The following is a 23,093-nucleotide window of genomic DNA, read 5'->3' on the forward strand; positions in this document are numbered from 1 at the left end:
TCTGCTGTCCATACTTTTAGAATCCCTTGCTGCCCCTGTTTCTGCGCGGTGAGTGGAAGCCCTCCGATGACGGTGCTGAGGCTGCAGCATTTCTTTCACCTCTGCGGGATAATCGTCCCTCCCCAACCGGCACAACAAAGGTGAACAAGGAGAGAATCGCAGCCAGAACAAGCAGGGCGATCAGACGGATGATTGCATCCCAGTAAGAATGCCCGCTGAGGCCGAATTCAAGGATCAGACCGGCGAATAGACCGGACACTGCGCCGCCTACTCCGAAGCTTTTAGCGAGGTGGCGGTTATCGAACACAATACCAAGGCCAACGCCCAGAGTTATGCCGATCAGCATAAGCGCCAAAATACGAACTACTGCATAATACGGACTGTCGGCGGTCGCATCACTGCGCTCAGTGAGCAAGGTCCGGTCTCCCAAGCGGTCATAAATTTGCTGGAACACATCACCCAGCCGGTTCGCATCTGTAACATCATAGTATTGCCCGCCGGTGACGGAAGCGATGTCTAGCAGCAAATTGGAGCCTGATGTATCGTCCAGCGCCAGTCCAATAGTATTAACCGCGATGCCGCGCTCCACGTACTCGTTGAGTTCCGTAGCGGTATTGAACTGACTGAACCCGTCGGACAGCAGGATTACCATTGCTCCGCGGCTGGCTTTGTCGTCACTGTTAATAACGTTCATAGCTTCTGTGAGTGCACCGCTGATATTCGTCCCGCCCTCCGTCGTCTGCAAACTGCTGATTACAGCCGATACTTTCTCGCGGTTCGCCGAACTGGAGAGTGAAATCAACGGCTGAACAACCGAAGACTCGTCGCTGAAAGTTACTACAGCCACCTGATTATCTTCGTCCATTTGCCGCACCAGCGCATCCGCAGCCGCATAGCGGCTGTTGTCAGGATCACTCTGCATCATACTGCCGGAGTCATCAATGACCATTACGACATTTTTGATCGGCTTGATTCCGCCGAAGTTCAGCTCGTACACAAACTCTGTTAAAACGCCTACTCCAAGCATCAGAACGAGCGTCAGCGGGAGCAGCTTCCAGGACAAGCCCAGATAACGCTGCTTCCAGGACAAGCCGTTCAGCCTTGGAGAGATCATCTCCGCAATCAGACAGCCAAGCCCAACCCCAAGTGCCACAATAGCAAAATAGATTCCGACAAGCACAATCGACGGCAGGTCATAGGGCCTGCGGCTAAGCAGCAGCTCACCGAGAACAAAGGCCACTCCACCGCCCAGCAGGCTGAAGAAGAACAGGAGCAGATTGATTTTTCGCTGCATCGTTATTCATCCTTTCCGGGAACAACTAAAATTTGATATTTATAATTACCGGAGCAGCCAGCCGGTCATGCTGTTGGCATTCTAATCCATGGCAAAAACGGCGGCGAAGGAACTCCCTTTGTTTATTGTAATGATACTCAATGAGCCTGGCTATGAAATTACAGTATTAGCAAGTGGAAATGGCTTCGCCGTCCTCAAAAGGACGGTATCCGTTTCAGCGAGAAATAGAAGGATAATTTATAGCGTGAAGCATATAAATTCTTATCTTTTTAAAAAAAGTATACTCTGGAGCATACTCCTAACGGTCTCTTCTTGGATTGATACAGTAAGGGGATGACACAAGCGGTTCTGCTGCACTTTTTACAATAGAAACACTCGCTCATCTGAGAAGAGAAGCACACACAGCCGTCCATTCTGTGCCTGTGCCTGTGCCTGTACCTTAGCGCAACTCCGGGAGCTGCTCAGCTTCAACGCCGTGGAGCCGGTAGCCGCTTGTGGCGTAGGTCTCATAGTAGACCTTGCCGTTGCGGTAATAGAGCAGGTCCTCCAGATGGAAACCGCCCATCAGGTTCAGCTTCTCGACTCCGCTCCGGCGCTGCTCATGCACGAAGCCGAGCCGGTAGATGCGGGTCGTCTCGTCTGCACCGAAGGCGTAGCGCAGGAACTCGGATGCACTGTCGCCGAAGAAATATTTCTCCTCATGCCGGTGCTCCTGCGTGTATTCGAACAGGCGGACATTGATGTTCGCCTCCTCTTCCAGGCTCCGGTACAGCCGCTTGAACAGCTCCTCCTTGGACACGATCTCGCGGTTCTCATAAGCCGCCGCGACATTGGCCCGCCGCAGCAGCTCTTCCTCAAAAGGCAGCGCGAACGGCTCTGCCGCCAGCAGTTCCCTCTGGCAGATCTCAATCAGCCGTTCCGCGACTGCCGCTCCGCCTTGCTTGAGCAATTCCGAGAGGCTGCCCATAAAGCGCTCGCTGAAGAAGATGCCGGCACCACGGCGCGCTTCCATGTCCTTCATGACCTCTTCCGTGACGGTACGGTAATACTCCATAATGTTCCGGTCCACCGTCTCGTTGCTGCGGCCGATGCTATTCAGTGCAAGACTGCGCAGCTCTTCCTCCAGCGCCTCCATCGTCTGCACCTTAGCCTTGCTCTCCAGGTGCAGCTGTTCCAGTGCGGCATCATATCGGAGGCAGAGCGCAAGCTCGCTCTCAAGACGCAGAATCTCGTACCTTCCGCCATAGACCCGTTCAAATAAATAATGAATGAAATTGCGCACCGTCCGTTTATCCAGCAGCGGCACCCGCTGGAACGGCTGGCGCTCCACGCTTTCCGCGTAGAGCCGCTCCAGCTCCTCCTGTGCGGAGGATAACGCTGAGCGCAGGCCGTTCATATGCTGGCGCAGCGCATGCAGCACACTGCCGCCGGCTTCGCCCTGCCCGGCGGTCCACTCCGCCAGCTGATAGAACGTCACTGGCGGAACCGCCGTCTCCTGGGCCGACAGAACAGCGGCCCATTCACGGGCAGGATTTACGGCTGCTGTGCGTCCGGCGGATACCTCCGCAAAGTTGCGGCGGAAATAAGCCTGCCCGCCGTCACCGAAGAGCAGGTCCTCCGCTTCGCGCAGCGACAGCTGCTTCAGTTCGCTGAAGGACGGTCGTCCGTGGCTCATCAGCCCGGTCATTTCCGCAATTCCGGCTTCATCCGGCAGCAATGCCGCCGCACGTTCACGCAAGGCCTCCGGGTTTAGCCCAAGCAGCGACTGCCGCTCACGCAGACTCCATGCAGCGCTGCCTCCGCGCAGTTCTTCCGCAAGATAGCGGAAAGCGTGGTACAGCACCGTCAGCGCAATCTGCTTATTGGGTCTGCGAACGGCGGAAAAGCCGGCGGATGCATACCCCTGCCTTCCCGTACTGCCCCTGATGCCGCTCTTAAAGGTCATATTGTTATAGCCGCCATGTCCGGTTGCGTGGTCCGTGGAAGGCCGCACACGGTTCTTCAGCAGGCTGATATGGGCGATAATCTCATAATTATCGTCCATGCCATGCGGGGACATCATCCCCCGCTCGTTCTTATCAGAGAGCAGATAGACGAGATCGAACAAGGCGGAGGGGCCATGGGCGACCGGAATCGACAGCCCTTCTTCGGTTACAAGCAGCGGCGCTTTGAACGTATAGTCCGTAAGCTGCATCCCGTCCAGCTCACGCAGAAAAGCCAGCCCTACCGAACTGGAATACCCGAAATTCTCCCCCTGCTCCCGCTCGTTGATCAGGGCGTAAAGGTCAGTCTGCACCGACTTGAACGACTGCCCGAGCACTGCTCGGGCCAGCAGGGCAACTTCCGGCAGCAGCACATTAAGCGGGTCATCGACCCGCGTAATGATGGACAAATGGATGACGTCAAAGGAAGAATACAGCCGCCCATAATCCGCTATGCTGTTGCCGAGCTGCCGGAGGGTCCGGTTCATCCCAGCCAAATAACGGCTGTCTTCGTGAAATTCGCGGTAGATGTCATGGCGGACCGTGCGGGGATCGCGCCCCGCCGTTTCCGGCAGGGCCATGCTCATCACCCGCTCCCTTCCGCCTTCACCGCCCTGCACCTGACTGTGGCCCTGTTCCTTGCCGCCTGCAGGCGCTGCATGCAGTGCCATCACGCCGCCGGCATTATCCCATTTCCGTTCGCAGCTGTCCAGCACCGGTCCAATGGCCGGTGATACCTTGTCGCCCAGGAACAGAAACAAGGCCGGGTAATGGATGCTGCTGCGTCCATCCCCTTTGCTGCGCTGCGCCTCTTCCTGTGCCGCATATTGCTGGGCATAACTTAATGCTTGTGCTTTAATCATAGGCTTACTTCAGCTTTCTGCGGATGCTGCCAAGCTTGCCGGTCAGGCTCTTGTAGAAGCTGTACATTTCATCGCCGTCCGCATGCTCCACCCGCTCATATTCCAGACTGTCACGCGCCTCCAGGAAGGAGACATACATGCCTTCCAGCTTGTAGAGCAGCGGGGTGACATCCTCCGCAGCGGTCATTTCACCGGCGCGGCGGGCCGCCTTGCGCAGCAGCAGACTGCGGCTCTTCTCATCCAGCGAGCGGAAATGGCGGTATACCGCATACTCCACATAGCTGCGTTCCTTCATTAAGTTGGCAAAGGGTTCCCAGGCATCTTCGTCCTCGTCACGGTCATAGACGTAAAGCGCGCCTTTTTTGGTGATCGTATCGGTGTACAAGGCTTCGATGAACTGATCCAGCCATTTGTCTTCGTCGATATATTGATGCAGCAGTGCCTCAAGCTCAGCCGCCTTCGCGGTCAGCGCCTCGTACTTCGCCAGCTCTTCACGCACACGGGTAATCAGCTGCGGGGAACGGATCAGATTCTCCTGGGCCAGTTCCTTATTAATGCTGCCAAAGATATCCTTGATCCCTTCGCGCTCCAGCCCATTCTGGCGCAGCGCCTTCAGCTCGTCGGTTGCCTTCTTCACTTCACCAAGATTCGGACGCGAGGAGTCAAGCTGCAGATCATAGCCGCTCAGGAATTTAGCCAAGTCGAACGGCTTGGTGAACACGACCGAGAACCGGCTGCTCGTATTTTCATCCAGCCCTTTTTCGATAATAACCCCGCTCTCCAGTGCTTTCGCGAAATCGGCGCGAACTCTGGCGTTGTAATCACGCACACGGGCGTTGACGTAGGTATCGCCCCATGATTTTTCCGGAATCGGGGACGGCAGGTAGGTCCAGTTGTTCTTGTCAGTCATCACCAGATGGCGGCCGATGCCTTCCTTGTCGAGGATGGTCCGCTCATAGTTCTCCTCGAACACCCGCAGCGGCGTATACACAAACAGCGGTACCCCATTGCGCGTATTCAGCCAGAAAATCCGGTTCTTCACCTGGCTTTCCTTGATCGTAAACTGCGATTTGCCCAGCGCATTATTCTGATAATTGCGGATCCCCTTCAGGATGCCCGGTGCCTTAACCGGCACAGATACGAATCCCCACGACGGGAAGTGCAGGCTGCCGGAGCTGTTGCTGAGATGGAAAATCGGCACGGCGTCCTCATCCAGGCGTCCGGCGATAATCCGCTCCACGAACTTATCCAGCGGCTCCTCGCGGCCGTATTTCATGACCAGGAAATCCTCCATCGAACGGGTAATGAGATCGCCGAACTTATCGCTCAGGAATTCGGAGATGGAACGCACAATGTCGATCTCCTGTTCTTTGACCCAGCGGCCGGAATGCTTCAGCATTTCCCGCGTGAAGTCACGGATCAGGTCATCACCGTCCTTCTGGTCCATTACCTTCGAGATCGTCGCCGAAATATCCGGCACATTGACGATATTCCAGTAGTAGGTTTTGTTGCCTTTATGGTCGGCCTGCTCTTCACCGTTAATCAAAATATCGCCGTTCTTCTCAAAGATCGTGCTGAGCGCACTGAGAATCTCCGTAAACACACCATAAATCCGGTTGTTTTCTTCATTCAGAAGCTCAAACAGGTCCTCGTAGAATTCGATCATCTGCTCCGTGCGCTCCACATCAGCATGCAGCCAGTACTCGTTGATTTTGGCTTCGATATAGGCGTTTTTCTTCTTTTCCTTGGAGACAAAAGCGCTCCGCGCATCTCCCAGCTTCTCTTCCGCACTCTCCTGCGCCGTCTCGATATCGCGCGGAAGTCTCAGCAGGCTCTCGCGCAGCGCTTCGATATAGGACTGGATCAGCTTCAGAATACAAAAGCCCTTCTCGGTATAAAGCAGGCGAGAGACATAAAACGGTCCCTGCTCAGGATGAAGGAAGATACGCTCCAGCTCCTCACCGAAACGTCCGGTGATTTCGCCCGGCAGCTGCTTTTTGGCCTTGATATATTCTTCACGCGCCCGGGACAGGAAGTTCTGCTCCAGCTCCGTATCCATGTCGACCACCTGGTTCTTGATCACATTGGCATGGCCCAGACGTTCACTGTTCTGGTAGCCGGGCAGCGGCTCCGGCACGCGGGATTCAAAGGTTTTGATCATGGTGTCGAGGTCGATGCCCAGCTTGCGTGCCAGCTTCTCCACATCCTCCTGCCCCGGTGCCTGCTGGAACATCTTGTCCATCTTGTCGAACAGGCGGAAAGCCAGATAGGTGGTCATTTCCTCAATCGGCAGAACGGCGGAAGAGGCCCCGATAATGTTGTATTCATAGTTGGCCGGATAGGTCTTGTTCATCTGCGCAATGTTCGTGCGGATGTTGCTGATATAGTCGTGGATCGCAAATTCCTCACCCGACTGCTTTTCCTCGCTGGCCATAAAGTTCGTAATATTCTCCGCGGTTACATTCATGCAATAATCGTAGGCGTTCTCCAGCAGCTTGCCTTCGGTATTAGTCGCCGAGATCAGATGGCACAGATTGAACGGAGGCAGCGGCGAATTGACCGTCAGTATATTGCCGTATTGCTGGCGGAACCGTTCACCCCGGCTGTCCACATTCATCCAGTAATCCAGCTCTTTGAGCGCCGCATACCCGTTCTTGCGGATATATTCGCGCGTATGCTCGCTGAGGCTCTTGTTTGCCAGGTTCACGTCCGGCGTGAACAGATATCCCAGTGTGTTCACCCGGTCAACACCGGCCGCGCCGTAGTCGCGTTCAATAATCCCGCGCACGATATAAGCAATATCAAGGAACGAGCCGCTTCCTGTTCCCCCGGACAGACCGGTGAGCAGGAATACCATCAGCTTCTTGCTGGTGCCGACGGACAGCGTCTTGATCTTCTTGTCGATGGCGCCCACAACCTGGTTGATCTTCGTAAACAGCAGCAGCCGTCCAGCCTGGCGTACCCCTGCGGCACCGTTCATTCCGTCGGTAATGCTCAGCTCAGGTGACAGCCATTCTGTAATATACGGGTCGAGAATGCTGCGGTTCTGCAGCAGTCCGCCGATCTCGGCATTGGCCAGCAGCACAAATTCATTCTGCGGATCGAGGCCGATGCCTTTGTATTTTTTACCGCGGTCCTGCTCATTGGTCTCAAATGCCAAAAATTCCACATTGTCCGGCTTGTCGCGTTTCTTCTTGGAGAGCGGATCTTCCGGCAGCTTGAAGCGGCGGTTGATCTGGTATTTCAAGCGCAGCAGGGCATCAATGCCCGTGCCGCCGAGGCCGATGATCAGGATCGGATTATCGATCGTGTCTACTCTGATTTTGTCGCTGACGATCCCTCCGCCAAGCGATACATCCAATTGCTGAATATGCTCTCTCACTACCGGTTTCATAGGTTTTCCCCCTAGTCAATTTGAAAAATTCCAGTTACAGGAACTCCCCATACCACTAACTTCTCAGCCTTATATTAAATACTCCAGCAAAATCGTCTTGTCTACCGTCTGCAGCGTCACGGAAATACGGTCGCCGCTCTTCAATTCTAGTCCGCGCGAGGTATCGGCCACACGGCCCGATCTTTCCACGGATATACCTTCCCCGCCGCGCAGCAGCAGGCGGTCATTCTTGCCCGGTGTGAAGACGAGCTTCTCGCTCTCCTTCAGCTCTGGTGCCAGCTGCAGCAATTGGTGAAGGGTGAATTTCCCCCGGAACGCCGAAAGCTTCTTGTACTGTGGATAGGTCTTCTCTCCGGTATTCCCGTCGAGTACCTCCACCACCATCTGCCCTACAAAACCTCGGGTCGAATTCTTGCGCAACAGCCAGAACGCAACAGCCGCAGCGAGCAGCAGCACGATGCCCCCAATGATAAAATATGGCGTCTTTGAGGAAGACTTCTCCAGAGCAGGTTCTTCACCACCCGGCTTTGTTCCCGCTGCCGGTGGGCTTGTAGCAACCGTCCCCGTCTTGGCGTTGATCTTGAGCACGTCACTCTCACGGTAGAAGCTGCTCTCCTCCGCCCGGACCTTCAGCTCATACTCATGGCTGTCCTTGAGTTCAAAGGTGCCTTTGAAGACCGCTGCGGAGTTATCCAGCGGAATCTCCTGCACATCGCCTGTATCCAGATCCGTGGCGAGCAGTACCGCCTTCATATCTTGATACAAATTACTGAGCGTTACCTGAGCACCATTGCTGAACAGGTGCGAGGAAATCTCAACTTTATCGCCCTTCTTGTAAGTTGCGGCGGAAGGCAGCGCATCGATCTTAAGCTCCAGATCATAGTTGAATACGAGATTGATATCGATCTTATCCTTCGGCACACCCTTCACCTGGAGCTTCCAGTCCCCCTGCTCCGGTGAGATCAGCTTGATCAGGCTATAGCTGCTCGATTTGGACAGCAGGACATCGTCCGACGGGATAGCTATAGACTTCCCCGAAGGATCCGTCAGCTTCGCGGTAACCGGCTGGGAGGACATAATGGATATATTCGCTTCCAGCACACTGCTGTTAGGAACATTGACCGTAACCTCCTGATAGCTTCCGTTCGCCGTAATCGACTGTACAGGCACGACCTTCAGCTTCAAATGGCTGGCAAAAATTTCACTTAGGATCTGCGGCAGATCATCGGCCGAATCCGTTGTGAATGCCTTGCCGCCTGTCTTGTCAGACAGGCCTGCCAGAATTTCTTTATTCAGCTTGCCATCAGCATTGAGCCCTATAGTATAAACCGGGTATCCTTTCTGCTTGGCTGTTTCTATGGCAGCATCCAGTTCCTGATCCGACTGGCTCTGGGTCCGGCCGCTTGATTCATCCAAATCATTGTTGCCGTCAGCCAGCATGACGATCATTGGCTCATGACCCGGGTCACTGCCGTTCTCCAGCACCTTGACGGCCTCTTCCATCCCTACGGCGATATCCGTATACGCCCCGCGGCTTAAACCGTCGATGAAATCCTTGAGGTCCTGCTTGTCGCTGGCAGAGCTGATTTGCAGCAGCGCCTTCTCCCGCTGCACCTTATCGGTGTAGGCTACGATACCAACCTTATCGCCTTGGGCAGACAGCATATCTATAAACATTTTCATCGCTTCGTTCGCGATCTTGTTCTTGTCACTCTTATTCATGGAGTTGCTGACATCAATCAGCAGTACGGCGTCAATATGAGATGGCGCGGCAGATGTTGCAGCGCTGGCCTGCAATGACGCAAAGGGCGCAGCGGCCATGAACAGAATCAGCAGCAGTAAAGGCACAACACGCTGCAGCATCGTTGGACTTGTTCTTCTTAGGTGTAAATGTGTACGAAGCATAAAGATGGCTCCTCTTGTGTTATATTCGGGTTATGCGGCAGGGTAACGGTATAGCTAAAATCTGTAAATAGTATGCCATTATGATATAATTAAACCTTGTAAACTTCAACTTTAGGACCGCAGGACCGGCAACCGGGTGCATAGAATCGTCATTCTATCAGCCCCTCCAGACCGCTGTACTTCCAAGAAGAAAGGAAGAGTTCCATGATTTCATACGTCATTCTCGGGATTACGTTTCTATATGCCGTAATTCAGATCTCCTTGTATGCTTCACGCCAGCGCAAGCCGCTTACCCGTGACGACATTGACGAGAGGCTGCTCGCCGCACTGAATGGAGGCGATCCTGCCCGTGAATAAGAAGAAACCCGTAACTTTCCGGCCTTTCAAGGCTCCGCGTTATGCGCATGATAACCTGCGCGTCTGCCGCCATTGCGGCCGTTATACCGCACTAGGCGAAGAGCGCTGCGGCAAATGCGGACGTGCCGCCCTGACTCCGGTGGAGAAGCAGGCCACCTCCATCGCAGGACGCAAAATGCACACCCGCCTGCTGCTCATCCTGCTGCTCACCCTGGTCTCGGTCTATTTCGGCGAGAGCTTGCAGCAGATGGTGCTGTGCGCTGCCGGAGGAGTCGTTCTAGCCGGACTTCTATTCTATACGCAGCGGAAGGTAAGGCAGAACCAGAATCTTTATGCCCTCAATGAACTGCTGGGACGAAATATCATTAACATCAAGGAGGGCCTGGAAATCAACCGTCAGGAGGCTGTATCAGTACTGCGCGAGAATGATGTGCTGGCCTACGAGAAGCTGCGCGAAATTTCCATCCTGCTGCGCGGCGACCGGATTGCCCGCCAGCGTATTGCCCTTCTGCACGGTTTCCAGCTGCGTAAAGATATGTACCTGGAGCTTGAACAGCTGCTGCTGAAGGATTTCGAGCCACTGCTCGCAGAATATATCGGCGAAATCGCCAAGGTCCGCCCTGACCTTATCAAAGACCGTACGCTGCGCTATGTGAAGAATTATGAAGCTCAGATTCTTGAAATGGATAAAGGTGCGGCCATCCTGGTCGGTGTCGCCGGAGCGGCTGTACGCCTGAAGCGTTACGCGCTGCTCTACTCCGGAATGATCGGAAGATACATACAGGATCTGCCCAAGGACCGTTTCCTGCGCTTATCCAGGCTGATCTCCGCCAGCCCCTATGAAGCCTGGAACGGCCTGGATCTTAAGGTGGCGGAAGTCCGTGAAGCCAAATACCGGTGGGACCCTGAATCTTGAGTAAAGTACTGCAATATTTAATAGTACTTTAAACAAGAAGAAGCGGCTGCACCGTCCAAAGTCAGGACGGTACCGGCTCCGCGAGAAAGGGGCTACTATAATATGACGTTTAAACAAGCCATATCCCTGCGGAATATATTGATCATTTTGTGTACATTCATCCTTATTCTGCTTGGACAGAAGGCATTTAGAATCGAAGACAAGATTAAGGCCGTGCATGAAGGCGACCGGCTATATGCCGCCGGCGATCTGATTGCCGCAGAGAACCAGTACCGCCTGGCAGCGGCGAACCCTTCCATCCTCTATAAGGAAGACGAGGTTGCAGCGAAGCTCAAGGAGCTGGCTCCAATAACAGCGATCCGCAGCGGGCTCAAGACACTGGTATTAAAAGTGTCCCAGCAGCTGGATACAAAGGATTTTACCGGGTTCATGGAGAGTTATGCTGCTTTGCTTAGCCTGAAAACTGAGTATATGCAGCCGGGAGGGTCTTATGAATCCTATTATCGCCAGTTGTCGGCGGATTCAGGCCTTTCCGGCCAGTTCTCAGCCGGGTTCCAGCAGTTCAAGAGCCAGTTTCTTACCGAACTGGGGGCCAGTCAAAGCGGCAGCGGCAATGAAGACAGCGGGGACAGCTTCAAGTGGAATCTGCTGCGGATTCCCGATGCCTTTTATGGAGGGAGCCCAGCCAAGGAGAAGCTGCTGGCCGGGTCCTTCCAAGCTCATGATACGGTTAAGCTCAAGGAGCTGGCGGCGGCTGGAAGCTTCGATGCTCTGCTGAATTCCGCCTTGTCCATGATGGATGCCTACAACAGCCACACCTATAATGCCTCATGGGTACAGGAGCAAACTGAGGCCAGCGCAAAGAAGATGCTCAGCGGCGATCTGGACAGTGATTCCTATGCCGCCTTTACCGGGCATGCCGTAAGCTACCACAAATATGCTGCCTCTGCCGGCATTGATTCATCCAAGGTGCTTACGTTAATAGACAGCAGCTTAGCGAAGCTGATGAAGAGCGCCGCACGTTTGGTCCGCGGCGGCCAATATGCTGAAGCGATCCAGCTGTACAGCGACCTCACCGGACTTCAGGACACTGCAGAAGACATTGCCGCCGCCAGGATCGCCTGGAATGCTGCGGAGCCTGTCCGCCTGCTACCGGGCGGTGAGGAGCAGGGCAAATATGCCCATGTTGTCTCCGTCACCGGAAGATACGGAGCCAAGGTGGCCGTAGCCGGAACAGACAGCAGCGGAGTCCTCTACTTTGCGGATATGAGCGAGGACGGGATTGTCTCGACAAGGACCGGTGAAGTCATTGCGGGCTTCGAGAATCTCCGCAGTCTTGCTTTTGATGATAAGCTGTCAGCCCTCTCCGAAGTGCCTGTGGTCGTCGCCGAGAGCAGCCGTGAGGATGGGCGCACCTCTTTTACTGCCTATCAGATTAAGCCGGAGGGAATCTCCCAGCTCTTCTCGTTTGCCGGAAACAGCTATACGCTGCAGCCGGATGATCATGCTATTTACGTTGAAAATGCAATTGTAGACAATGGTGGAGACGGCCTGACCGCGGTATACCGATTAACAGAGGGCGTCTACCAGTTCTCCGAGATTCATCAGGAACAGGAATATCCACAGATTTCCGCTATCGAGCTGGAGCTTCATCCCTTTGAGAAGGTTACCCTTCACTGCGATATATATATTGATTCTTCGGGCAGATCCGTTGCAAGCTCCGATGGACGTCTTATTGTCCTTCAGGGAAATACCGGATCGGTTACGGGGTTAGCCCTGGTGAGCGGTCAGTTCTTGAACAGTTTCGAATACGTAGAGACAGATACAGGAATGCAATACTTGCCCGTGTTCGTGGCAGACTCCTTGGAAAGCATGAGTGTAGTACTCCCTTAAGCTGCCAATAATACTTCTATTAAAAAGACGTAAGAAAGTAACGGAGGATTGCCGTTAGTCTCTTACGTCTTCTTTTTCGGGGATTGTCCAAAAAAATCTATGATCGCCAAACAGCTGCAGCCTTCTTACGGCGTGCTGCGCTCCCGCTTCCTACTTTTCTTTTCCGGTTCAGCAGACGTTTATAACGCTTCTGCGTATACAGAACATCGGCGGCCGACGTAATCGTTTCCTTAACCTCACCGAGCACCTCTTTGGTCTCCTCTACGAATGCCTTCATCCGCTGCACCTCGGATTTCACACTATCCGACCGCATTTTCACCTCATCCTTAGTCTCCTGAATATTGGCCTTGATCTCATCCACCGGCTCCTTTAAGCCGTCTACCGAATGTTTAACACCATCCAGCGACTGCTTCAAGCCGTCGATACTTTTCTTAAGTTCTTTCAGCGGATTACCCAAACGTATCCCTCCTAATTTCCCTCTATATAAATTGAACTTATAATTCTTCTATTTTAGGATTGTCCGTGACTCCAGAGAATATTTGGACTTCCGGCCGCCACTCTTCCCTAAATGTAATTCTCAAGCTCAATCTATACACTAATACTTACCCAGAACGGTTAAGGAGGATTCACCGTCTGCTGCTTATGAACTGAATAAAGGCTGGGTCACCATCTTCATGTATTTTAGCAAATCCGCTTTTGCCTGTTCATTATGCTCCCACACCCCAAGGTTCCAGCACATAAAACGAAGCCCCAAGTATCGGGAAGCTATGGAGAACAGCTTTGCATAACGTGGCTCTGGAATGTCTAAGCCGAAATTGCCCAGATAGGTCCGGTAAGCACTGGCCTGCTGCAGGCTGCCGCACCGCATCGGAATGTCCATAAACAGTGAGCCGTAGCGGGCCTCCTCCCAGTCAATAAAATACACGTTCTCATTGTTATGCACCAATACGTTGCCGGGATTAAGATCATTGTGGATCATCGTATGAGTGCTTGCCTCATTGATCACAGCAGACATCTCCTCAACGATGCCATTGGCGGCTTCCTCTATTCCGGAGATGACATTCAGCCCAAACGTCCTTTCAAATGCCGGATTGTCCTTAGCGAAATTCCACGAATATCTCCATTGTTCATTGATTATTTCTGCAATATAGGCCTCATCAACCATAGGCAACCACGGCAAATCTTCCCTGCATCCCATATTGGCCCGATGAATATAGGCCAGCGCCAACATTTCTCTGTCCTGAATTGGTGCAATATCCAGCTTGGCGTAATCCGTATCAACGTCCACGTCCTGAATAACCAGCAAACTGCGGCCCTCGTTCAGCGGATGGTTCGACAAGCTGTACGGCACATTCGCTGCCTGTGAATATAATCTGGACAGTGCCGACCGCTCAATAAAGGTGGCTTGCTTGGAATACAGGTAGATGCCCGGTACCTCAAGAGAGATAGTTGTTGCTGTTCCGATGGGATCGGTTTCATTTTCAGCTGTCATTTTCCAATTTATTTTATGCCGCGACAATCCAACTGCCTGTGATCCCGCGCCTACAGGAATATTCTCAATACCCAGTACTTGAATATCCGGGGAAATGAAGCAGTATATTGTATCTTTTATCAGTTCGGTCAATTTACTGTTATCTATACTCATAGGTCATCTTCCTTTGCAACGAATACAATAGCGATAATCATGAACAAAAGCTCTTTCTAGCGGCGGTAGGTATGCTCGGCAAAACAGGCGGTTTCAACGAAGTGATTTCGCTCATAGAGTCTCTTGGCTCCGGCATTGCTTCCGGCCACCCGCAAAAAAATATTCCCGTCACCCTGCTCTCTCATACGGTTGATGCAGTGCTTCAGAATAATTCCGCCATACCCGCGGTTCTGGTAATCCGGCGCTACAACAATATCGCGGATATATTCCCCTTCCGTAATATAAGCACCCACTAAAGAGCCTCGTATCCAAAACGAACGGACCCGGGACTCCGCTTCGTAAGCGGCAAGAGTCCTCTCACGAACTGAACGATCTCCGTATTTCTCCCGTATACATTAAAGCAGATCTCCCTCTCTTCGCTTGCCTGTAAATAGGGGTTAATCTCGCTCTCCATCACCTCCAATAATACATCGGGCTGGCCGCACTGCCTGAAAACTGCATAGGCAATGACGCAATCCGCTCCCTCCACCAGACAGAAGACACCTTGATTGGGACCTGATTCCCCATAGTACATAACCGACACAGCCCCATCGGCAAAAGCAGCCCTAACATAACCTTCCGCTCCCGACGAAATCATTGAAATCAGTTGCAGGATCTTATTAAATTCCGTCTCATCCATCTTCCTTCCGCCCTCACAATCTGTTATCGTTACGAATCCCCGTCACTTTCTGAGCATTGTCCGGTACACAAATTTGGGCAACGCGGACTGCCTGCGCCAGCGGGATTTCTGTCCTTTGGCAACGGGAGCGAACAACAACCGGTGCGCCCATTCCAGGTTAAGCTTCTTCCAGATCACCGGTGCCGGCTTCACTTTTCCCGAGATTACGTCCAGGCTGCCGCCAACTCCAAAAACAAGCTTAACGCCAGTCAGCTCCTGCTTATGCTTATACAGCCATTTATCCGAATACGGTGCGCCCATGGCAAGAATGAGAACATCCGGCTTGCTGCGCTGAATGTCTGCAAGTATCCCCTGCTCCTCTGCTGCATTAAAAAATCCATGATGCCTGCCGGCAATCTTCACCTGCGGATAGGAGGCGTTAATCTTCTCTACGGCCTGTCTGCTGGTGATTTCATCGGTTCCCAGGAAATAAAAGCTCCAGCCCAGCTCATTGCCCTTCTCCAGCATCCTGAGCAGCAGGTCATAGCCTGTTACCCGCTCGGGGATCGGCTCGCCTTTTCTTCTGGCAGCCAGTACGATGCCGATCCCGTCAGGCACGATTAAGTCCGCCGAGCTGATGATTTCCTGAAGCAGTTCATCGGTCTGACTGGCTAACGTAATCTCCGGATTGGCCGTTATTAGATGAAAGAGCCTGTCCTGTTTATTCTGAACTTGCTCGGCTAACCGAAGCGTAGTTTCCTCAAGCGTCAGCTTGGAAAATGGAACACCTAGAATCGAAACGATATCATTCATAAATTATTTCCCTCCCAGTCCTCCAGCACATTCCAGCCCATCGCAGGTTCTCCATGGAAGGAGTGCAACGAGCCTACATAAACATGGTTGTTATGAATCCCTGTCTCCAGGTAATGCCGCATCACTTCTTGCGTTGAGGCGGTTACATGCTGATCGGCAATTGCACTGCGATCCACCCACAAGAGCCGGCCTTCTTCACTTTCAATTAAGGTGCTATCTGCCAGACCGCTTTTGCAGAAGCAGCACCTCCTGTTTATCATTAAATAAGAAAGCTACTGCCATTGGTCTAATCCGCACCATCATCTCTCCCCTAAATGGACCCTATTTAAATGACACCATACTTTTGCAGAGCGTAAGCAATCCCTCCTTCACTCGCCTTTTTAGTGACGAAGTCTGCTTTCTGCTTGAGCTGCTCTCCTCCATTGCCCATGGCAATTCCTAAGCCTACATATTCCAGCATATCGATATCGTTTCCCCCGTCTCCAAAGGCGACAGCCTCGGCAGGAGATAACCCGAAGTGCTCCAACACCTTGCGGATCGCCGTTGATTTGGAGACCTCTGTTTCTTCCAACACATTCATCACATAACCGTGGAACCGGACAAACCGGAGCCTCGGGAACTGCTCTATGTATTTTTGGGCTTCATGTTCATCCGCATATAGGCACATGCAATATATTTCTTCGGACAACGAACCCATAGTTTCAGGATATTCCGTAAGACTTAAAGTCTCCTGGAGCGCCCTCTTCATCCGGTCATCTTCGAACCCGAGGCCGTTCATCGTGAGCAAATCGGTGAAATAAGATAAGCCATGTCCATTATTTCCGGCAAATACCGAGAGCTCGCGGACCGTCTCACTCTTCAGCAGCGACTTATGAATCACTTCCCCATTGCTTTGGACAAGTGCTCCGTTCGCGGAAATAATGGTATCCACACCAAGCCCTCTGAACTCTTCGCACAGACTGTACGGCCTTCCTGTAGCGACCACGACCTTTATTCCTTTCGCAGCCAGCGTTCCAAGCGCTTCTTTGGTGCTGGACGGCATACATCCGTCAACTTCACTTAAGAGCGTGCCATCCACGTCAAAAAACACTATTTTGTACATCCTCCAGAACCACTCCCTGATTCATGCGCTATGAAGAGTATCCTCGCACTCCAAATATTTACATACTCATTCTCACCATACCAGCAACTTGGACTTCAAATCAATGGAGAATGTATCTTTAGTGATTTCAGATTAAGTGGTAACGGACGAACGCAACACAAAAGACACCCTAAGGGTGCCTTGTTTGCAGGAAATGCCACCTGCACAGAGGAATAAGAATAAGAGAAAAAAATTGGAGGTAATTGCTCTTGAATATTGATGTTCTCGATAAAGGTTATGTCCGGCTGGTGAATCATATGGGTTCCGATCTCACCGTTGTTAATGCGGCGCGGGTATCCTATGCCAAACAGTCGGATGCACTCACAGAAAAAGATCTGCGGCTCATTCAATTTCTGGCCAGAGAAGGACATACTTCCCCCTTCCGCCATGCCGTGATCCAATATGAAATCTATGCTCCGCTTATGGTCGCCAGACAGTGGTGGAAATACGTCATCGGCTCGGCCCATTATGAAGGAACCGGTGACAGCCTGGAGGCCTGGAATGAATCAAGCCGCAGGTATATTACGGAAGAACCCGCTTTTTATACCCCTGCCGCCGGGCAATGGCGAAGCGCACCCGCGAACTCCAAACAAGGCAGCGGCGATATCGTAGCCTGGGAGCTTGGAGAGAAATATACCCGGGAGCTCATGAACTATGTGGATTTGGGGATTCAGAAATATGAGGCTGCGCTGGCAGACGGAATCTGCGCGGAACAGGCAAGGCTGTTTCTGCCTGCCTATGGACTCTATGTCCGCTGGTATTGGACGGCTTCGCTGCAATCCGTAGCGCATTTCCTGAATCAGCGGCTGGAGCATGACGCCCAGAAGGAAATACAGGACTATGCCAAAGCCGTACTTGAGATTGTGAAAGCATTGTTCCCGGTGACGATTGACGAGCTGCTGTCCAAATAACTATTCCTTATCGTGAATGCGGAACGACTGCAAATAATTGTGGATATCCTCCTGAGGCGTCTCAAGCAGGCCTGCAAGCATGCTTTGAATGGAGCGCATTGCAGCAATTCTTTCATCGATTTCCAGTATTTTATTGCGGACCCGTCCCTTCAGCGTCTCGGCATCCATCTTTTGACCGAGCATTCCCAGCACTTCACGGATTTCTTTCAGCGAATACCCCAGGGATTTGGCATCCCTGATGAACTTGATCTTCACCAGATAATCCTCCGTATAAATCCGGTAACCATTTGCTACCCGCCCGGGGACAGGCAGGATGCCACTATCCTCGTAATAGCGAATGGTTGCCATGCTTACCCCGGATAATTTCGCCAGCTCTCCGCGTGTCATGCCCTCCATGACTGCTCCCCCCTGCCTTCTCAGTTTTATCTGCTGATTACATTCTCTTGCGGGTATACTCTTGATCAAACTTCACTTCGGGGGAATCGGCTGATGGCCCGTCCAGAAGAGATTGCGGTTTGTTGTTTAAATATTGATCGAAGAAGGCTCTCACATAAGATCTCGTAATATCAATATTTTGCACCGGATCGATATCTTTAGCGAACAGCGACGGCGACAGCAGCGCGATCTCCGTGAAGCTCTGATGAATAAAATGATCAACCGTCAGATAATAAGTGTCGCTCGTGCTTTTCGTCATAACTGATTTCAGATCGGGGGCAAACTCCTCGTAAAATACTTTGTCCTTCTTCGTCACTGACGGATCGAGACTTTGAGCGGTACCTCCGGACATCATGTACATAAACGGCTGCTGCAATCCGGTATGGGCAACCTCCCCCCAGAATCCGCCTTCCAGACTTACGCCTGCCTTGAACCGCTTGTCCTGTGCCAGCGCCTCCGCAGTTGTCGCCCCGCCATAGGAATGGCCGAATATTCCGGTCCGGTCCAGATCCAGTCTGCCCTGAAACAAACCGTTCGGATCCTGCGCATTCCATTCCGTAAGCGTGTCGAGTACAAAGCTGGCATCGGCTGCGCGAATACCTACTCCTGTGACATTATACTCATAAAGCTCTGCAGAGGTATCAAACTCGGGATCAGGTTCATAGAAGACCGAATGTCCATCCGGGAATGTGACCTTAGCCGATGTATAGGGATGATCCATCCCTACTACAATATAGCCGTGGCTGACCAGTTCCTCGATGGCCGTCATGCTCTGAAACCGGGTGGAACGAATGCCCGGCGAGAACAGTAAAACCGGATAGCTCGCCTCGGCTGCGGACAGCTTCGCTCCATCGACGACATGTGTAGGAATTTCGGTCACATGACTGAACAGCTGCTTGGGCAGGCCAAATACCAGACTGATAGCTTCTCCGAGCTCGGAAGGATAATGCTCCTTCACCTTCCCCTCAGCCTCTTCCGGGTCCACAGGATACCAGACATTCACCATAAGCTGAAGAACAGCAATGATTGCGGATAAAGCATAAACCCTGAAGTATACTTCAAGGTCAAGGTGCCAGCGATATGAAGTTTATGCACGCGGCTCAATCATGGGTCCTTACAGGAGTGATCAGGAATAGCGCGGGCGAAAGCGGGTCTGTAGTCAGGATGACCACCGGGCTTTCTTTCCCTGTGTATCTTACTCTGAGGGACCCGCTATCCAGGCAGCGCAGGATATCCAGCAAGAACCTGCCGTTCAGCGCGATGGTGAAGTCATCCCCCTCCATGGCTTCCAGGCTAATTTCGTCCCGGACCTCTCCTATGTCCGCCGTACCGGATAATAAAACCAGCTTGCCGGAAGCCGCTGTAAGCCGAATGATGTTTCCGCCTGCCAGTATGGACACCCTTTCAACTGCTTGCAGGAAACCATAGGGGCCAATGAGCAGTTCGGATTTGCAGGATTGTGGAATCACATTTTTTACGGCTGAGGGGAAGACCCCCTCAATGAGGACGGACTGTACATGCAGCTCATTTGCCGTGAAGCTGATTTGATGTCGGCTCACTGCAATTTCTGTTGCGGCTTTGTCGTCGCTAAGCATCTTTACGATTTCATTAATATTTTTAGCAGGCACAATAACATTCGTTCCGTTGTTTATGTTATACCCGGTATGCAGCGTGCGGGAAGCAAAACGGATTCCGTCCGTTGCCATCAGGTTGAGATTTTCCCCGGTAAATTCAAAAGAAACTCCCGTCAGTACCGGTCTGGAATCGGATGTGGAGGCAGCCACGCACACCTGTCTTATCGCCGATCGCAATACGTCATTCTGGATGTGAAACTTGCAGGCAGGCTCAGCATCAGTGGAAGGGGAGTGTACGGGCGGGAATTCCGCAGGGTCCAAACCGCATAGCCGGACATGCGAATCGCCTGAAGTAATGCTTAGGATAAAAGGTTCTTCGCTCTCAAAAGCTATCCACCCGGCATGAAGCCTGCGGATGATCTCACTTAAATAACGGGCCGGCACCACAATTCCGCCGGTTCTTTGCACATTCATCGAGTCCTTATCCTCGGGAACCCTGTACTGGATGGTCATACTTGTATTGCTTGCCGTGAACACCAGAGCCTTCTCATAAGCCTGAATATGTATTCCTGACAGAATTGGATTTGGGCTATTCGCAACAACAGCCTTAAGGACATGCTGCAGAGCATGAAGCAGTGTTTCCTTTGTCACATTGACCAGCATTGCCCTCACCTGTCCCTTGTAGTGAATGATTATGAATAATAAGCAGTAATGATATTCCGGATCATTTCCGAGCGGGATAATGCTGTAGCTGTACAATCTGCTTCAAGCTTGTTCCACAGCTCCTCCGGCAATGTCAGGGATACCTTTTTGGTGCACCCGATACCTTTCCTGCCTGCTCCCTCCCGGAGACCGCCTCTTCCAGACAAGAAACCAAGTTGACCGTCTTTGTTGGAGACACCAATTTTGATCGCATTATCGCTCATAGCATTTCACCTTTTCATTTGATTATAGGAACCTTTTTCATAATCTTGATAATTTAATTCTAGCATACAGTCCACTCCCTGGCAATGCATGGAATGATCCGGAGCGGAATAGAACTGCGCTTGGCTGCGCTGATTCCAGGCCAAAAACCTCCGCCTGCCAAGGCGAAGGTTCATGGGTTAAGGCATAACCGGCTGATTCTGAGCGGATAGGCTAAGCCGGGAATTGTATTTGGAGACACGGCAGGTTTCAGCGCGGCGACCAAGGCAGCTGCTCCACTCCCTTGTCCTTATTGCTGCGGCGAAGGGAATATAGCAGCCAGATACAGGAAATACCCACTCCCGCTGCACAGACCAGAAACACAGCCATGTACATTCCTCCTCCCGATCCGGAAGTGCCGCCGCCAATGACCAGACCGCCCGCTGCTGTGCCGAACATCATTCCGATATTGCGTGACAGCGCCAGCACACTGCTGACCCGGCCAAGCTGGGATTTCTTCGCCAGCCCCATGACGATGCTGGTATTGGGCGAAGTCACCATTCCCATCGAACAGCCGAGCAGTACCACCGGCAGAATCATCGCTCCGGCTCCAAGCGCAGGGGCAGCGAAACCAAGTGCCAGCAGCGTCACGCTCATGAGCAGCAGCCCGGCCGCAAGGATGCCGAGCGGACCTTTGCGGTCCGCGAAGCCCCCGCTTATAGGAGCTGTCACCACAAGCGCGAGAGGGTACCCGATCATGATCAAGCCGACCAGCGCAGGCTCTGCACCGGCCAGCCGCAGCAGCGAAGGCAAAGCCAGCTGTGCGGCGAATGCCGCCATGTATGTGATGACCGTAATGACAATTCCGGCGGCAAAGTTCCGGTCAGCGAATAGTCCAAAGCCGCTATCAGCAGACCGGCGGGATTGAGTAGTCGCCGCGGCTTCCGGCGACTCTGCAGCGGCAGCCGTTTCAGCGGCTTCATCTGTGTTCCCCTTGCGGGAGAAGCGCGCATGTGCCGCAAAGCCAGCGGCTGTAACGGCTGAAGCTGCGAACAGCAGCAGCACCGGCAGAGACAGGAAGGAAGAGCGGCCGCCGAGATCAAGGGCAATCATCAGCGAGGATAGGCAGGCCGCAAACCATACGGCTCCGCCAAGATCGAGCCGCCCTCCAGCCGTTTCGGTATCCTGCGGGATCAGCCGCTCAGCAAGCAGCCCTACACCCCCTGCCACTGCAGCAAGCAGCCAGAAGTTGCTCTCCCAGGAGAACCACTGGATCAGGAAACCTCCCAGCCCCGGCCCGGCCATGGAGCCTGCGGCCACAAAGGTACTCATCAGCCCAAGTGCCCGGCCCCGCTGCTCTGCGGGAAATACAGAGACAATAAGTGCCATATTTGTTGCCTGGTACATGGAAGCGCCCACGCCTTGAATCACCCTGAAGCCCAGCAGCATTACGGCATTCGGAGCGAGTGCGCAGCCCAGTGCGCCCGCCGCAAAAGCGAACAGACCGAAGTTATGCACCTTCCGCCGGCCAAGCCTATCTCCCAGCCGGCCCATCACGGGCAGCAGGACGGAGATGACCAGCAGATAAATACTGACCACCCATTGGGCAGAGGCTACCGGTATCCGCAGATCCGCCGAAATGTCGACCAGGGCGATATTAAACATTCCGGCGGAAAGATTGGACAGGAACGCCCCGAGACAGATGACAATCTTAACTGCCGATGGGTTTACCTCCCGCTTGGAAGTCGTAGCCGAGAAGCTCATAGTGCGTTTTGCAGCGCAGATTGATGCCAGATGTTCCAGTTCTCCTCGACTTCCGCGACTGAAGCGACTACCCCGAAATAGCCCTTCATGTTCTCCAGCGTCATCTCATGCGCCGCCCGGGAATATGAGGCACAGGCGTCCTCCGCCAGCACGATATGATAATCCAGCATAAATCCGTCCCGCGCCGTCGATTCCACGCATACATTGGTGCTTACCCCTGTCATGATAAGCGTCTCGATCCGCAGCGAGCGCAGCACGGAATCGAGTCGGGTATTAATAAACGCGCTGTACCGGTGTTTGTTGACCACAATCTCCTCAGGGAGCGGAGCCACCTCATAAAATCCGGCCCCCCAGCTCCCCTTGCGGCAGACTCCGAGCGAACCCCGCCCGGAACGCGAAGCCCACACAGGAGAGTCGGTCGCTTTTTCATGAAAGGTCTGGATAAAAATAACGGGAACCCTGTGCGCTCTGGCCGCATCAATCAGCGAATGCAGACGCGGCATCATCGCCTTTACACCAGCCACATCGTTTCCGCCTGCGGCAAGCGCACCGTCCGGGTGGCAATAATCATTCTGCACATCTACTATGACCAAAGCCGTCCGATCCGGCATAATCAAATCTGCTGTCAACTCCATCATCGTCACC

At 53.0% G+C, this 23,093-nt stretch carries 21 protein-coding genes; 4 read left to right on the forward strand and 17 right to left on the reverse strand.

All coding sequences use genetic code 11. The annotated features are described in order from the left end of the window. Positions 1 to 16 precede the first annotated feature (16 nt). The 4 genes from NYE29_RS04865 to NYE29_RS04880 form a co-directional block, all read right to left on the reverse strand. Positions 17 to 1,294 (reverse strand): VWA domain-containing protein, encoded by a 1,278-nt coding sequence (locus NYE29_RS04865; protein ID WP_038586370.1) that lies wholly within the window; start codon positions 1,292 to 1,294, stop codon positions 17 to 19. Between the two features lie 439 nt (positions 1,295 to 1,733). Next, complete coding sequence (locus NYE29_RS04870) at positions 1,734 to 4,139, reverse strand: transcription initiation factor TFIID (RefSeq protein ID WP_340894653.1); 2,406 nt, start codon at positions 4,137 to 4,139, stop codon at positions 1,734 to 1,736. Positions 4,140 to 4,143: 4 nt separating this feature from the next. Next, positions 4,144 to 7,533, reverse strand: a complete 3,390-nt coding sequence (locus tag NYE29_RS04875; RefSeq protein WP_038586367.1) for a tubulin-like doman-containing protein — start codon at positions 7,531 to 7,533, stop codon at positions 4,144 to 4,146. Between the two features lie 69 nt (positions 7,534 to 7,602). Next, positions 7,603 to 9,396: a vWA domain-containing protein gene (locus tag NYE29_RS04880; RefSeq protein ID WP_445322199.1), complete on the reverse strand. Its 1,794-nt coding sequence runs from the start codon at positions 9,394 to 9,396 to the stop codon at positions 7,603 to 7,605. A 246-nt stretch (positions 9,397 to 9,642) separates the two neighbouring features. Between NYE29_RS04880 and NYE29_RS04885 the strand changes: the two genes are divergently transcribed. The 3 genes from NYE29_RS04885 (at position 9,643) to NYE29_RS04895 (ending at position 12,604) form a co-directional block, all read left to right on the forward strand. Further along, positions 9,643 to 9,795, forward strand: a complete 153-nt coding sequence (locus NYE29_RS04885; protein WP_156130813.1) for a hypothetical protein — start codon at positions 9,643 to 9,645, stop codon at positions 9,793 to 9,795. After that, positions 9,788 to 10,711, forward strand: a complete 924-nt coding sequence (locus NYE29_RS04890) for a hypothetical protein (protein ID WP_052091822.1) — start codon at positions 9,788 to 9,790, stop codon at positions 10,709 to 10,711. The genes NYE29_RS04885 and NYE29_RS04890 overlap by 8 nt, the downstream gene beginning before the upstream one ends. Before the next feature lie 102 nt (positions 10,712 to 10,813). Continuing rightward, positions 10,814 to 12,604, forward strand: a complete 1,791-nt coding sequence (locus tag NYE29_RS04895) for a hypothetical protein (RefSeq protein ID WP_340894654.1) — start codon at positions 10,814 to 10,816, stop codon at positions 12,602 to 12,604. Between the two features lie 97 nt (positions 12,605 to 12,701). Here the strand turns inward: NYE29_RS04895 and NYE29_RS04900 are convergent, their stop codons facing one another. The 7 genes from NYE29_RS04900 to NYE29_RS04930 all read right to left on the reverse strand — a co-directional run bounded on the left by NYE29_RS04900 (position 12,702) and on the right by NYE29_RS04930 (position 16,822). Next, positions 12,702 to 13,061 (reverse strand): DUF948 domain-containing protein, encoded by a 360-nt coding sequence (locus NYE29_RS04900; RefSeq protein WP_038586356.1) that lies wholly within the window; start codon positions 13,059 to 13,061, stop codon positions 12,702 to 12,704. Positions 13,062 to 13,244: 183 nt separating this feature from the next. Beyond that, positions 13,245 to 14,249 (reverse strand): phosphotransferase, encoded by a 1,005-nt coding sequence (locus NYE29_RS04905; protein ID WP_340894656.1) that lies wholly within the window; start codon positions 14,247 to 14,249, stop codon positions 13,245 to 13,247. A gap of 56 nt (positions 14,250 to 14,305) precedes the next feature. Next, positions 14,306 to 14,542 (reverse strand): GNAT family N-acetyltransferase, encoded by a 237-nt coding sequence (locus tag NYE29_RS04910; protein WP_340894657.1) that lies wholly within the window; start codon positions 14,540 to 14,542, stop codon positions 14,306 to 14,308. Next, positions 14,542 to 14,928: a hypothetical protein gene (locus NYE29_RS04915; RefSeq protein ID WP_340894658.1), complete on the reverse strand. Its 387-nt coding sequence runs from the start codon at positions 14,926 to 14,928 to the stop codon at positions 14,542 to 14,544. Before NYE29_RS04915 ends, NYE29_RS04910 begins: the two co-directional genes overlap by 1 nt. Before the next feature lie 42 nt (positions 14,929 to 14,970). Then, complete coding sequence (locus NYE29_RS04920; protein WP_038586350.1) at positions 14,971 to 15,720, reverse strand: WecB/TagA/CpsF family glycosyltransferase; 750 nt, start codon at positions 15,718 to 15,720, stop codon at positions 14,971 to 14,973. Next, positions 15,717 to 15,980, reverse strand: a complete 264-nt coding sequence (locus NYE29_RS04925; RefSeq protein WP_340894660.1) for a hypothetical protein — start codon at positions 15,978 to 15,980, stop codon at positions 15,717 to 15,719. The genes NYE29_RS04920 and NYE29_RS04925 overlap by 4 nt, the downstream gene beginning before the upstream one ends. Positions 15,981 to 16,045: 65 nt before the next feature. Then, on the reverse strand, positions 16,046 to 16,822 hold the full coding sequence (locus NYE29_RS04930; RefSeq protein ID WP_038586345.1) for a Cof-type HAD-IIB family hydrolase: 777 nt from the start codon (positions 16,820 to 16,822) through the stop codon (positions 16,046 to 16,048). A gap of 242 nt (positions 16,823 to 17,064) precedes the next feature. Here NYE29_RS04930 and thyX point away from each other — a divergent pair, with 242 nt between their 5' ends. Beyond that, on the forward strand, positions 17,065 to 17,772 hold the full coding sequence (gene thyX, locus NYE29_RS04935; protein WP_038586341.1) for an FAD-dependent thymidylate synthase: 708 nt from the start codon (positions 17,065 to 17,067) through the stop codon (positions 17,770 to 17,772). Here the strand turns inward: thyX and NYE29_RS04940 are convergent, their stop codons facing one another. From NYE29_RS04940 to NYE29_RS04965, 6 genes are all read right to left on the reverse strand, one after another. Continuing rightward, a complete protein-coding gene (locus NYE29_RS04940) occupies positions 17,773 to 18,168 on the reverse strand; it encodes a MerR family transcriptional regulator (RefSeq protein WP_038586339.1) in 396 nt (131 codons plus the stop codon). 37 nt (positions 18,169 to 18,205) lie between these two features. Beyond that, positions 18,206 to 19,213, reverse strand: coding sequence for an alpha/beta hydrolase family protein (locus tag NYE29_RS04945; RefSeq protein ID WP_340894663.1), 1,008 nt, complete (start codon positions 19,211 to 19,213; stop codon positions 18,206 to 18,208). Positions 19,214 to 19,307: 94 nt separating this feature from the next. After that, positions 19,308 to 20,444, reverse strand: coding sequence for a DNA polymerase III subunit beta (dnaN, locus tag NYE29_RS04950; protein WP_340894665.1), 1,137 nt, complete (start codon positions 20,442 to 20,444; stop codon positions 19,308 to 19,310). Positions 20,445 to 20,473: 29 nt separating this feature from the next. Then, the gene (locus tag NYE29_RS04955; RefSeq protein WP_038586333.1) at positions 20,474 to 20,707 is read right to left on the reverse strand and encodes a ribbon-helix-helix domain-containing protein; all 234 of its coding nucleotides are present in this window, start codon (positions 20,705 to 20,707) and stop codon (positions 20,474 to 20,476) included. Positions 20,708 to 20,954: 247 nt separating this feature from the next. Next, the gene (locus NYE29_RS04960; RefSeq protein ID WP_340894667.1) at positions 20,955 to 22,448 is read right to left on the reverse strand and encodes an MFS transporter; all 1,494 of its coding nucleotides are present in this window, start codon (positions 22,446 to 22,448) and stop codon (positions 20,955 to 20,957) included. Next, positions 22,445 to 23,083, reverse strand: coding sequence for a cysteine hydrolase family protein (locus NYE29_RS04965; protein ID WP_340894668.1), 639 nt, complete (start codon positions 23,081 to 23,083; stop codon positions 22,445 to 22,447). The genes NYE29_RS04960 and NYE29_RS04965 overlap by 4 nt, the downstream gene beginning before the upstream one ends. Positions 23,084 to 23,093 lie beyond the last annotated feature (10 nt).

The sequence above is a fragment of the Paenibacillus sp. FSL M7-1046 genome, assembly GCF_038007405.1.
Classification (GTDB): Bacteria; Bacillota; Bacilli; order Paenibacillales; family Paenibacillaceae; genus Paenibacillus_AQ.